Below are 12484 nucleotides of genomic sequence, written 5' to 3'. Positions count from 1 at the left end.
TCTTTTTCTGATTAGTTGAAAATTCATTTCGGTATAGAAATGAGGTAAACTCATACAATTATAATTCAAAAAAACTTCCGTAAACATTCTCAAGTATACTTATCCCTATGAGAAAAAATACTCATAGGTATGAGAAGAAATACTCATTATAATGAGAACTTTTTCTCATTGCAGTGAGAATATACCCTTGTTAGAATAGGCTGAAACAGTTCATTGCTGTTTCAGAAACAAGCTAATTTTAGTCTAAAATCGGATAAAACAGAAATTCTTATTATTAATTATTCAATGTATAGATAGTCATAATGTACTACCGGTTTCTTTCCATGCTTACCGATTGCTTCTTGCACCTGTTTGGAATCGCAGTTCACCTTTCCAACGCCCACTTGATTTCCTTGAAAGTCCATGATACGCACAATGTCATCTTTTTCAAATTCACCTTCAACGTGAGTAATTCCGATGGGGAGGATGCTGACAGCCTTTTCAGAGTTTAGAACTTCTGTCGCACATTCGTTGATGTGAATTTCTCCTTTAGCAAACCCCTCGCTATGAGCAATCCATTTTTTTACACTGGATACCGGTTCGTTTGAAGGGATAAAACGTGTACAAAGCGTTTCTTTCGGATGCTGAAGCAAATCTACCAGAATATTATCCCGTTTCCCGTTGGCAATAATCACTGTAATTCCTTCATCAGCTACTTTGCGGGCAATATTTGTTTTCGTCAACATTCCTCCCCGTCCGAAACTGGACTTCGTTGCCTGAATATAATTGGATAAATCTTTTCCGTGATCGATCTCCCGGATAACAGAAGAACCCGGATCAGCAGGAGAACCATTGTAAATTCCGTCGATATTACTTAAGATAATGAGAGCCTGTGCATCCATCATGGAAGCGATGAGCCCGGACAATTCATCATTATCAGTGAACATAAGCTCGCTGACAGAAATTGTATCATTCTCGTTGACAATAGGAATGACATTGTTTTCAAGCATTACCGTCATACAGTTTTTCTGATTCAGATAATGGCGGCGGGTACCAAAACTTTCTTTCGTGGTTAACACCTGACCAACAGGAATACTATGCTCGCGGAAAAGTTCGTAGTAACGGTTGATGAGCTTAGCCTGACCTACGGCAGAAAACAACTGGCGTTGGTCTACACTATCGAGCTTTTTCTGTGGATGCACTTCACTGCGCCCGGAAGCAACAGCTCCCGAAGAAATCAGAATGATTTCCACCCCGGATTTATGTAATTCCGCTATCTGGTCAACAAGTGCCGACATACGGGTAACGTCCAGCGTTCCGTCGCGGCGTGTCAATACATTGCTTCCTACTTTTACTGCGATTCGTGTAAATTCCTGTTTCATTCTTACTAACGATTTGAAAGCACAAATATAGAGCTTTTTGCCGATATGTTACCAAAACAGGCTAAAAAGAATTATCTTTGCAGTCAGATAGAGAAAAGAAAAACAATGAAACATACAAACCCACAAGTAGAACAGATGACCTCTTTCATCGTAATGGATGTGTTGGAGAGGGCGAACGAATTGCAAAAACAAGGCATTGATATTATTCATCTGGAAGTTGGCGAACCCGATTTTGATGTGCCGGCCTGTGTGGCGGAAGCGGCAAAAGCGGCTTATGATCGTCATCTGACTCATTATACACATTCTTTGGGTGATCCGGAACTGCGACGGGAAATTGCCGCTTTTTATCTGCGCGAATATGGGGTAACGGTAGATCCGGATTGTATTGTCGTGACTTCCGGGTCTTCTACTTCTATTCTTCTTGCATTGATGTTGCTCTGCAATCCGGATAGTGAAGTGATTCTTTCCAATCCGGGGTACGCTTGCTATCGCAATTTTGTGTTGGCAACGCAAGCCAAACCTGTTTTGGTTCCTTTGTCTAAAGAATATCTGCAATACGATATAGAGGCTATCCGTAAGTGTGTGAATCCGCATACTGCGGCTATCTTTATCAATTCTCCGATGAATCCGACCGGAATGTTGTTGGATGAAAAGTTCCTGAAAGAAGTGGCAGCGTTGGGAGTTCCTGTCATTTCAGATGAAATTTATCACGGCCTTGTGTATGAAGGGCGTGCGCACAGCATCCTTGAATATACCGATCAGGCTTTTGTCCTGAACGGATTCTCTAAACGCTTTGCGATGACGGGGCTTCGGTTGGGTTATTTGATCGCACCTAAATCTTGTATGCGATCTTTGCAGAAGTTACAGCAAAATCTGTTTATCTGTGCGTCCAGTGTTGCCCAGCAGGCAGGGATTGCCGCATTGCGGCAGGCTGAACCGGACGTGGAACGGATGAAGCTGGTTTATGATGAGCGTCGCCGGTATATGATTGCCCGTCTCCGGGAAATGGGTTTTGAAATAAAAGTAGAACCTCAAGGGGCATTTTATATTTTTGCTGACGCACACAAATTTACTACCGACTCTTATCGTTTTGCATTCGATGTACTCGAACATGCACACGTCGGTATTACTCCCGGGGTAGATTTTGGTACGGGAGGCGAAGGATATGTACGTTTCTCCTATGCAAACTCATTGGAGAATATCCGTGAAGGACTCGACCGTATCAGTCGTTATCTTTCTCGGCCCGGCTCCTGATAAGTGCAGTGGCCGCTTCGTATTGATCCTCGGTGACAAGAACGGATACGGAAGGAGCGATATAGGGTGCCAGTGTACCCATAATCCCATCTTTGATTACGCAACGGATGTCATTGCTTTCTAATAGCCCTTTGATGATCTCGGCTTCCCATGGGGATCCGGAGAATACTTCTATTGCTTTGCTATAATCTTCTTCTTTCATGATCTTGCTTATTAGGGGTTATCTACAAATATAACAAAAAAGAGAGAGAAACGGTTACTTTTTTTCTTAAATTTTATTCGAGCGTGATGTGTTTTACACTAATCTGCTGTTTCAGGAAAGTAGAGGCCGATTCTGAAAACTTTTCTTCCGCTTCGGTCGTGTAAAACTGACAGTTCCCATTCTTCGTGCATTTTGCATCCATCTCGGGATGTCTTTTCAGATAGTCTTTCAGACTTTCCGCAACATACTCGCCTTGCGCAATTACACTGACATGCTCTGGAATATATTGCCGGATTTTGGGTAGAAGTATGGGGAAATGAGTACATCCGAGAATGACAGTATCTATTTGAGGATCCTTCGATAGCAATTGGTTGATGTACTTCCGGATAAAATAGTCTGCTCCTTCGTCCTGTGATTCATTGTTTTCAACTAGTGATACCCACATCGGACAGGCTGTGCCGCTGACCTGGATTTCAGGAAACAACTTGTGTATTTCCAACGGATACGATTCGGATTTGATGGTGCCTGCTGTTGCCAGTACACCGATATGCTGGTTTTTGCTTATCTCTCCGACACACTCTACGGTAGGGCGGATGACTCCGAGCACACGGCGAGCCGGATCGATGCCTGGTAAATCATTCATCTGAATACTGCGCAAAGCTTTTGCGGAAGCTGTATTGCAAGCTAATATAACCAGGTGGCAGCCCATATCAAATAGTTTGTTGACTGCTTGCCGGGTAAATTCGTATACGACCTCAAAAGAACGTGTTCCGTAAGGAGCACGTGCATTATCTCCCAAATAGATATAATCATATTCCGGTAATACTTCTCTTATTTTGTCTAAGATGGTCAGACCTCCGTAACCGGAGTCAAATACTCCGATCGGTCCGGGCGTATTGGATAGATGTTGCTTCATGACACACTTGATTTATATACGCAAATGTACGCCAAAAAAAGGGAAAGAGAAAGAAGGATCAACTTCTTTCTCTTTCCCTTTTGGTATTTCTTTATTCTTGCTCAGTTCCTATTTGATACCAAGATTTGCTTTTACCTTGCTAGTCAAGTTGATGCTCTGTGATTCGTTTACGTATGGAATCGAAGTTCTTGCCAGGTCGAAGATGTAGATTACCCCTTCAGCAGCGCCTACGGCTTTGATAGCATTGTCCAACTTCTGATAGATAGGAGCCATGGCATCATTTTGTGCTTTCGCCATTTGCTGTTGAGCATCTTGTTGGAATTGCTCTTGTCTTTGCATCATATCTTGCAATTCTTTTTGTCTTCTTTCAGCGATGTTGGGAGGAAGAGAATCCTTAGCGATAGCTTGTTGGAATTCCTGATATTTCTTGTTGAATTCTTCCTGCGTTCTCTGAAGTTCAGCAGTAAGTTGTTTTTCTAAAGTCTGAATGTCATTTTGAGCTTTGGTGAATTCGGGCATCACAGTGATGATTTCCTGTGCATTAATGTGGCCGAATTTCAGGTTCTGTGCAAATACACCCATTGGGAGTGCAAGCAACATTACAAGTGCAATTTTTTTTAGCATAGTTCTATAATTTATTTGAATGATTTTTAGTTATTTCCAGCTGCAAATGTATGAAATTAATTTGAATATCCTAATTTTCTTAGGATTTCATCACTAATATCTATGCGTGGATTTGCAAATATTATACCTGTAGCAGAGGCTCTGTCGATAATCAAATCATATCCATGTTGCTGTGATATAGCTTTCACGGCTTCATAAATATCGTCCTGAATCGGAGTAATCAACTTATCTCTCATCTTGGCTAATTCGCCTTCCGGACCGAAGTAGTTACGCTTCAACTCGGCTGCCGCTTTTTCTTTAGCTACGATTGCATCTTCTGTCTTTGTCTTTTGTGCGGCAGAAAGAGTGGAAGATTTTGCCTGGTAATCCTGGAACATCTTCTGTGCTTCTTTTGCCAGGGCTTCTACTTCGCTCTGGTATTTCTTCGTAGCTTCTTGCATTTGCTCATTAGCGCTTTGAGCTGCCGGAATATTCTTCATGATATATTCCGTATCGATCAGTGCAAACTTCTGTGCATTTGCCGCCATGCTGACAGCAAACAGCATCATGATTAATAGAACAGACTTTCTCATAACGTTTAGTTTTTGATGATACATTAGAATTCTTGTCCTAAGATAAAGTGGAATTGACTTCCTCCGTATTGTTTAGAACCAAATACTTTATCGAAACCGTAACCCCAGTCAATACCCATCATACCAATCATCGGCAGGAAGATACGAACACCGACACCGGCAGAACGTTTCAACTCGAATGGATTGAATTTCTTGATATCGTGCCATGCGTTACCAGCTTCTAGGAAACCTAACACATAAATGTTAGTACTTGTTTCCAGCATCAACGGATATCTTAATTCAATGCCGAGGCGTGCGTAAGCATAACCTTCAGATCCGTATGGAGTTAATGAGCTGTTTTCGTAACCGCGCAAAGCGATACTTTCAGTTGCATAAGTTGAATAACCGGTCATACCGTCACCACCCACGTCGAATGTTCCGAACGGAGATTTCTTGTATTGGTTGTAGTGACCTAACAAACCGAATTCAGTACGTGTCATTAACACCAGACATTTCGGATGTGCAATCGGGTCCATCAACGGAGTATACGTTTTGCCTTTGAATTTCCATTTGTGGTATTCTATCCATTTATGAAGTTTATTCATGTTGTCCTGGGTAATGCTACCTGTTTCAGGGTTACTATAATATCCCTTATAGTCTTTACCGTCCATCAATGAGTAAGGCGGTGTAAGCTGAACTGACAATGAAAAATCTGAACCTGAACGGGGGAAGATCGGGTTGTCAATAGAGTTACGTGCCAAAGTCAATGAAATGCTAAGGTCATTACATTTACCGTTGGTTACCGGGAAGTATTGCCAGTCGCTTAAGTTGTAGCGTTGGTAAGCTAATTCTGCAGAAAGAGTGAAATAGTCATCCGGCCATTTCAGACGTTTACCCCAACCTACGGAAAGTCCCCACATCTTGATAGACTTGTCCGGGTCATAATAGTTTTCGTAGTTGTTATAGTTACCGTAATTGTACATACCATAACCACCGTAACCACTATACATGCTGTTGTAGTAGTTGTTGAAATAGCTGGAATTGTAGTAACGGCTACTGATGTCTGTCTGTACAGAGAAGAAAGCCGATACAGAGAATGAGTTCGGACGTTTACCGCCAAACCATGGATCGAAGAATGAAATACTGTATGATTGGTAGTATTTAGCATTCGTCTGTCCGCTGATGGTCAATGTCTGTCCGTCACCTTGCGGCAGGATACCACGGTAGTTTTCACCCGGGTGTAACAGGTTGGCTACGGAGAAGTTGGTAAACTTCAAACTCAACTTACCAATGATACCCGTTTGTCCCCAACCGGCAGAGAACTCTACCTGGTCGTTGGCTTTGGAAGTCAAAGGCAAGCCTATGTCAACAGTTCCGTTCATCGGATCCGGTTGAATATCCGGTTGCAGTTTTTCCGGGTCAAAGTGGCCCATTTGCTGGATTTCACGCAAAGAACGCATCAAGTCTTCTTTGCTGAACAGCTGTCCCGGGCGGATACGAAGTTCACGGCGAACGACGTTTTCATACAAACGGTCGTTACCACTGATCTTAATCTTATTGATAGTAGCCTGACGGCCTTCATAGATTCTCATTTCGAGGTCGATAGAGTCGCCTACGATATTTACTTCTACCGGATCAAGGTTGTAGAAGAGGTAACCGTTATTGTAATATAAGTTACCGATAGCATCGTCGTCTGTAGAAACACGCTCATTCAACAACTTCTGGTTGTATACATCGCCTTTCTTCATACGAAGCAGGAAGTTCAACTGTTCCGACGGATAAAGAGTATTACCTACCCATGTCACGTTACGAAGATAGTATTTCTGACCTTCGTCTATATCCAAATATACATCTACTGTCTTTTCATCATATTGTGAAACGCTGTCTTTAACGATCATTGCATCACGATATCCCAGCTCATTATACTTGTCGATGATAAGTTGTTTATCTGCTTCAAAGTTTTCCGGCACGAATTTCTTGGTGCGGAACAAGTTTAGAAGTTTACCTTTCTCATTGGTTTTCTTCATTACTTTTTTCAGCTTGGAAGCCTTGATTGCAGTGTTTCCTGCAATGGTGATTTTGTGTACTTTGATTTTCTCCTTTTTGTCTATATCAATATCCACAATCACCTGATTCTCGCTGGAAGGATCGTCTTTCTGTGCGATGATTACTTCGGCATTTTTGAATCCCTTGTCATCAAAATAACGTTTGATCAATGTTTTGGCACGGTCTACGGTATTCGGAGTAATCTGCATACCTTTTACCATTCCTAGCTTGGCCTCAAGGTCGGTACGTTCTGACTTTTTCACACCGTGGTAGCGTACATCTGCGATACGTGGGCGTTGTGTCAGACTGATTTTTAACCAGATTTTGTTGCCTTCTATTTTCTCGGCTGTGATTTGTACATTTGAGAACAAACCATGACGCCAATAACGTTTGATTGCTCCAGTGATTTCGTCACCCGGCACAGTAATTGTTTGTCCTACCGATAGTCCGGATAGTCCAATCAATACATAGTCTTCATAATTCTTTACGCCTTCAACTTTAATATCTGCTATCTCATACTTTTTGGGTGTTCCGGAGTATAAGATGACAGGTTTTGAGTCTTCATCAGTATTAGCATTTTGCGCAACGCCTGTTGTCGCAAAGCAGCACAGGCAGACAAACGTTATGAATATAAAGGAAATACGATAATGCATTTATGTTATAATTTGATGTTTCGAGTTATATTAGCTGATCTGTTCACTGGTTTTGCCGAATCGGCGTTCCCTTTGTTGGTATTCCCAAATGGCTTTGTAGAGTTCTTCTTTGTCGAAGTCCGGCCAGAAGGTATCACAAAAATAAAGCTCCGAATAAGCACATTGCCATAGAAGGTAATTGCTTAGCCGGATTTCTCCTCCCGTTCGGATCAGTAAATCCGGATCGGGCATAAAATTAGTATCCAGATGAGATGAGATACACTCATCGGTTATTTGCTCGGGAGATATTTCTCCCGTTTTTACCTGCGTTGCTATTTGCCGTACCGCTTCTGTTATTTCCCAACGGGATGAGTAACTAAGAGCTAGTACCATATACATTCCACTATTCTTGGATGTGCGTTCTATACATGACGTCAAACTTTTCTGAACTTCAACCGGTAACTTCTTGAAATCACCGATTACGTTGAAGCGAATATTGTTCTTCATCAGTGTCTCTTCTTCAATAGATTCTAGCAATAGATTCATCAAAGCCGCTATCTCGTCTTGCGGCCGATTCCAGTTCTCGGTTGAGAAGGTATAAAGTGTCAGGTACTTAATCCCCAGTCTGGCAGCATCTTCAGTAATATTCTGTACCGTTTCTGCGCCAGCACGGTGACCGTAAGTACGTTCTTCCCCTCGTTGTTTTGCCCATCGTCCGTTTCCATCCATAATGATGGCTACGTGTTGTGGTATCCGAGTTTTGTCTATTTGTTCTATATAGGACATCTTTTTATTTTAAACGTATACGTTTTTATTTCTTGGCATTTGCCAAATCAAACCATAGCTGATTAAGACGACCACGCCATACCTCTGAATCATGCTCATATGTGCGTGGTTCAGTTGTGGTTGCCTTTGTACTTTCTTCTTTCTCTACCTCTTCTTCAAAACTTGCACTTCCTTTACTAAAGATAATCCATAGATTTTGAGTGTCAGGATCTAGTACCATTGAATAGTTGGTTTTGCCTCTGAATTCAGGATCTACATCGGGATCTGGAGTTCCTCCTTTGCTCCAATCTCTATGGGGGAAAGAGAACTTAGGATTCGCCTTTTTCCAGAATAATCCTTGATTGGAAACATAAATAGAACTGAAGTCTTGACCAAATATGTATACTAAGTCATTATAATATATAATAGATGGTTGAGTGTATTTAGGGCAGTATGCAACAGAGGAAGTAGTTGAGAACTCAACCCATTTGTTTCCGTCATATGCCCATACAATGGTCGTTTCTAATTTACTGTCATCAGCCAAAGTCGCAGTTTCTGTATCTCCTACTAGAAGGACTGAATTAATATTTGTTGCAGTCGTATGTATTGTGTAGGATATGTTTTTAGTCGGAAACGTTTCTGGTACTTTTCCTCCTTCATAAGTTTCAATAGTCTCTTGTTGTTTATCATTTGTTTGATAATAGAAATAGCGTTGGTCATCTGCTCCTTTCTTTATATAACAAATTCTGCTGATATCTTTATTTGTTAGTGTGGCTACAAGTAACTCCACTTTATCCCCGAACTTTTCAGAGATTTCCCAATTTATTCCATCTTCAGATTCATACACTTTATAATTATCGGAGGTGGCATATAACATGGCGTTGTTTCTGTCGTTGAATTTGAAGGTTATGATAGAAGTCGGAAGTTTACCTTCCGGTAATCCTACCGTTGCTTGTGGAGCCCCATTGCCGAAGTTAGTTAAAGAATTCTTATATACATATAACTCGCTATTAACTACAGAGTATGTGAGAACTTCACTTCCAAAAATAATAGATTTTTGTTCTCCTGTAATTTGAATTTGGTTATTAATTTTATCCATATACTTCCATCTCAACGAATCCGGATCATAGTCATGCACATTTACTTTGATCTTGTATTCCTTAGTTTGATTAGGAGATATACCCGCTAATGCTTCTGTTGACCATACTTTTATAATAAGTTCTTTCCGAAGATCGATCGAATCATTGATGTTTAAAACGGAATCGTTTCCGCTTTTGTCCTTCATCGTAACGACACCTGATGCCGTTGTTAATGTTTTGATTAAAATCTTGTCAATGATGGTATCGGCATGAACAGGAAGAGAGTCTTCGTTATAGATTTCACGTGATAATTGGTCAATAGTGAATTTATAACTCCCAAGGCCTGCAGTGTCAAGTGCAAACGCATGTATGGTTGCATCCGGGCTATATTCGATGTTATTATCGTCATCAAGACATGACGTTATAACAAATGACACCATGAAAAAACTCGCAATGAATGATAAAAACTTTATTTTCATTTGAAAGATTGTGTTTATTTACAAGTTGCAAAAATAGAAACATTTTTTCCGATAATGAACATTACAGGTAAGTTTTATATAAAATTATAGATAATAACACTGTTTTTATCGACGTAAAACCCCCTGAATAGAACTATCTTAGCTATAATCGACGAACATAATGCCAAATTTGTCTTTCGAAGTGTTCTTCTATCGAATAACTAAAATTATCGTCCATTTGAGGTGCTTTAACACCGGAGTGTAATCGGCCGGGGCACTTTTCGATATAGGCTTCATCCCATAGCTCATTATCAATGAATGATTGCAGCAATTGTCTGCCTCCTTCCACCAATAATGATTGTATTTTTCGTTGATACAATGCTTCCATGATCTGTTTCAATGGGTTATGGTTAAAGTTGATGGTGATATATGTGATGTTCTTTTTTTCTGGCTGTTGCTTTTCGGTAAAGATTAATGTAGGCACGTTGCCATCGAATATTTGTGAATCATTAGGTAGGGATAGCGTGCGATCTAACACAACGCGTATCGGGTTGTGCCCATACCAGTTGCGTACCGTAAGTGACGGATTATCCAATAAAGCAGTTCGCCTGCCTACCATAATCGCATCCGCCTCCGCTCTTTTTTTATGCACTAGCATGGAAGTAAGAGGAGAGGAGAGGACTACCGGTTTTCCGTCTGTACGTTCTATATCAATAAAGTGGTCGGCTGATTCTGCCCATTTCAGTGTAATGAAAGGACGGTGAAGCGTATTAAAAGTGATAAAACGGCGAATCAGCGATTTACATTCTTCCTCTAATACACCGACTGTCACTTCTCGTCCGGCATCCCGTAATTTCTGAATTCCCCGTCCGGCCACTTCTGAAAAAGGGTCTTGGCAACCGATAACAATGCGTGGTATCTGCTTCTCTATAATAAGATCGGCACAAGGAGGCGTTTTCCCATAGTGGGAACAAGGCTCCAGACTGACATAAATCGTAGAACGTTTCAACAATGACTCATCTTTGACAGAACGGATCGCATTAACCTCCGCATGCGCCTCTCCACAGCGAATGTGGTAACCTTCGCCGATAATTCGCCCGTCACATACGATAACGGCCCCTACCATCGGGTTTGGAGATACGTTGCATAACCCATTCTTTGCAAGCTCAATGCAACGTCTCATGTATTTTTCTTCTTCCATTTTGGTGCTCTTCGCCATATTATTCTTACTTTTGCACTCCGAAATTGTGAAAATATGAATCGTATCACCGCTTACATTCGCCAATCTTTGCAGGAAATCTATCCACCGGAGGAGGTAAAAGCCCTTTCGATGCTGATTTGTTGCGACATGTTAGGTTTAGATGCGCTCGATATTTACATGGGCAAAGATATAATTTTATCCGAATGCAAACAGCGTGAATTAGAAAACATTATATTCCGTTTACAGAAAAATGAACCTATACAGTACATTCGTGGTGTTGCGGAGTTTTGTGGAAGGAATTTTAAGGTTGCTTCCGGCGTGCTGATTCCCCGGCCGGAGACTGCGGAGCTTGTAGAACTAATAGTAGAGGAGAATTCGAATGCTCGTCGTCTATTAGATATAGGTACGGGAAGCGGATGCATTGCAATCTCTTTGGATAAAAAACTTCCGGATGCAGAAGTAGAAGCTTGGGATATTTCGGAAGAAGCATTGGCTATTGCTCGTAAAAACAATGACGCCTTGGAAGCTCGGGTGAGATTTCTACAAAGAGATGTTCTGGCCGATGACTGGGAAAAGATACCGTCTTTCGATGTTATTGTCAGCAATCCGCCTTATGTGACCGAAACGGAAAAGAACGAAATGGACGCTAATGTCCTTGATTGGGAACCGGGGCTGGCCCTGTTTGTTCCTGACGAGGACCCTTTACGGTTTTATAATCGTATCGCCCGTCTGGGAAGTGAATTACTCTTGCCGGGTGGGAAACTTTATTTTGAAATCAACCAGGCCTATGGCCGGGAAACAGCACACATACTTGAAATGAACCAATATCGTGATGTTCGTGTTATAAAAGACATATTTGGAAAAGATAGAATAGTTACAGCTAACCGATGAGTGCACAATTAACTGATGAAGAGGCTTTGAATCGCGTAGCCTCTTACTGCTCCACTGCCGAGCATTGCCGGGCAGAAATAAATGAGAAGTTACAACGTTGGGGAATTGCCTATGATACCATTGCGCGTATTCTTGACCGACTGGAATCAGAGAAGTTTATCGATGATGAACGTTTCTGCAGAGCTTTTGTGAATGACAAGTTCCGCTTTGCCAAGTGGGGGAAAATGAAAATAGCCCAAGGGCTTTATATGAAGAAGATCCCATCTGATGTGGCATGGCGTTATCTGAACGAAATTGATGAAGAAGAATACCTTTCTATTCTGCGTGACCTGCTGGCTTCCAAACGGAAAAGTATCCATGCAGCAGACGATTATGAATTGAATGGAAAGCTGATGCGATTCGCTATGAGTCGTGGTTTTGAACTGAAAGATATTAAGCGTTGTATCGACATTCCCGATGAAGAGGAACAAATTGACTGAAAAAATAAACGGATTCTTCTTTTTA

Annotated in this window: 12 protein-coding genes; 3 read left to right on the top strand and 9 right to left on the bottom strand. The window is 41.4% G+C overall.

Going from position 1 to position 12484, the window contains the following annotated elements; translation table 11 throughout:
- Positions 1-278: 278 nt before the first annotated feature.
- Positions 279-1361: a glutamate 5-kinase gene (gene proB, locus DW173_RS11840; protein WP_008024470.1), complete on the bottom strand. Its 1083-nt coding sequence runs from the start codon at positions 1359-1361 to the stop codon at positions 279-281.
- 105 nt (positions 1362-1466) lie between these two features.
- Between proB and DW173_RS11835 the strand changes: the two genes are divergently transcribed.
- A complete protein-coding gene (locus DW173_RS11835) occupies positions 1467-2615 on the top strand; it encodes a pyridoxal phosphate-dependent aminotransferase (RefSeq protein WP_120144489.1) in 1149 nt (382 codons plus the stop codon).
- Here the strand turns inward: DW173_RS11835 and DW173_RS11830 are convergent.
- From DW173_RS11830 to ribD, 8 genes are all read right to left on the bottom strand, one after another.
- Positions 2584-2817: a DUF2007-related protein gene (locus tag DW173_RS11830; protein ID WP_004313000.1), complete on the bottom strand. Its 234-nt coding sequence runs from the start codon at positions 2815-2817 to the stop codon at positions 2584-2586. The two genes, DW173_RS11835 and DW173_RS11830, sit on opposite strands and share 32 nt — an antisense overlap.
- Positions 2818-2890: 73 nt before the next feature.
- A complete protein-coding gene (gene murI, locus DW173_RS11825; RefSeq protein ID WP_120144488.1) occupies positions 2891-3733 on the bottom strand; it encodes a glutamate racemase in 843 nt (280 codons plus the stop codon).
- Between the two features lie 108 nt (positions 3734-3841).
- The gene (locus DW173_RS11820) at positions 3842-4357 is read right to left on the bottom strand and encodes an OmpH family outer membrane protein (protein ID WP_004310501.1); all 516 of its coding nucleotides are present in this window, start codon (positions 4355-4357) and stop codon (positions 3842-3844) included.
- A gap of 56 nt (positions 4358-4413) precedes the next feature.
- Positions 4414-4929 carry an OmpH family outer membrane protein gene (locus DW173_RS11815; protein ID WP_008776422.1) on the bottom strand — a complete coding sequence of 172 codons (516 nt, stop codon included), beginning with the start codon at positions 4927-4929 and terminating at the stop codon, positions 4414-4416.
- Positions 4930-4952: 23 nt separating this feature from the next.
- A complete protein-coding gene (bamA, locus tag DW173_RS11810) occupies positions 4953-7607 on the bottom strand; it encodes an outer membrane protein assembly factor BamA (RefSeq protein WP_004313003.1) in 2655 nt (884 codons plus the stop codon).
- A gap of 30 nt (positions 7608-7637) precedes the next feature.
- Positions 7638-8372, bottom strand: coding sequence for an isoprenyl transferase (locus DW173_RS11805; RefSeq protein ID WP_004313004.1), 735 nt, complete (start codon positions 8370-8372; stop codon positions 7638-7640).
- 25 nt (positions 8373-8397) lie between these two features.
- Entirely contained in the window at positions 8398-9909 is a 1512-nt protein-coding gene (locus DW173_RS11800) for a DUF6242 domain-containing protein (protein WP_120144487.1), read from the bottom strand.
- A 142-nt stretch (positions 9910-10051) separates the two neighbouring features.
- Positions 10052-11107: a bifunctional diaminohydroxyphosphoribosylaminopyrimidine deaminase/5-amino-6-(5-phosphoribosylamino)uracil reductase RibD gene (gene ribD / locus DW173_RS11795; RefSeq protein WP_008645184.1), complete on the bottom strand. Its 1056-nt coding sequence runs from the start codon at positions 11105-11107 to the stop codon at positions 10052-10054.
- A gap of 36 nt (positions 11108-11143) precedes the next feature.
- On the opposite strand from ribD, the gene prmC reads away from it, so the two are divergent.
- Entirely contained in the window at positions 11144-11980 is an 837-nt protein-coding gene (gene prmC / locus DW173_RS11790) for a peptide chain release factor N(5)-glutamine methyltransferase (RefSeq protein WP_008024480.1), read from the top strand.
- Positions 11977-12459, top strand: coding sequence for a regulatory protein RecX (locus DW173_RS11785; RefSeq protein WP_004299786.1), 483 nt, complete (start codon positions 11977-11979; stop codon positions 12457-12459). Before prmC ends, DW173_RS11785 begins: the two co-directional genes overlap by 4 nt.
- Positions 12460-12484: the final 25 nt, after the last annotated feature.

Source organism: Bacteroides sp. AM16-13 (assembly GCF_003602705.1).
Taxonomy (GTDB): Bacteria; Bacteroidota; Bacteroidia; order Bacteroidales; family Bacteroidaceae; genus Bacteroides; species Bacteroides xylanisolvens.
The sequence above is the reverse complement of the archived record's forward strand: the minus strand, read 5'-3'. Positions and strand labels throughout refer to the sequence as shown.

Excerpts from the sequence above, each read along its gene's own strand:
- ribD (WP_008645184.1), bottom strand. The coding sequence starts at position 11,107 with ATGGCGAAGAGCACCAAAATGGAAGAAGAAAAATACATGAGACGTTGC.
- proB (WP_008024470.1), bottom strand. The coding sequence starts at position 1,361 with ATGAAACAGGAATTTACACGAATCGCAGTAAAAGTAGGAAGCAATGTA.
- DW173_RS11815 (WP_008776422.1), bottom strand. The coding sequence starts at position 4,929 with ATGAGAAAGTCTGTTCTATTAATCATGATGCTGTTTGCTGTCAGCATG.
- bamA (WP_004313003.1), bottom strand. The coding sequence starts at position 7,607 with ATGCATTATCGTATTTCCTTTATATTCATAACGTTTGTCTGCCTGTGC.
- DW173_RS11830 (WP_004313000.1), bottom strand. The coding sequence starts at position 2,817 with ATGAAAGAAGAAGATTATAGCAAAGCAATAGAAGTATTCTCCGGATCC.
- DW173_RS11785 (WP_004299786.1), top strand. The coding sequence starts at position 11,977 with ATGAGTGCACAATTAACTGATGAAGAGGCTTTGAATCGCGTAGCCTCT.
- prmC (WP_008024480.1), top strand. The coding sequence starts at position 11,144 with ATGAATCGTATCACCGCTTACATTCGCCAATCTTTGCAGGAAATCTAT.
- DW173_RS11820 (WP_004310501.1), bottom strand. The coding sequence starts at position 4,357 with ATGCTAAAAAAAATTGCACTTGTAATGTTGCTTGCACTCCCAATGGGT.
- DW173_RS11800 (WP_120144487.1), bottom strand. The coding sequence starts at position 9,909 with ATGAAAATAAAGTTTTTATCATTCATTGCGAGTTTTTTCATGGTGTCA.
- DW173_RS11835 (WP_120144489.1), top strand. The coding sequence starts at position 1,467 with ATGAAACATACAAACCCACAAGTAGAACAGATGACCTCTTTCATCGTA.
- murI (WP_120144488.1), bottom strand. The coding sequence starts at position 3,733 with ATGAAGCAACATCTATCCAATACGCCCGGACCGATCGGAGTATTTGAC.
- DW173_RS11805 (WP_004313004.1), bottom strand. The coding sequence starts at position 8,372 with ATGTCCTATATAGAACAAATAGACAAAACTCGGATACCACAACACGTA.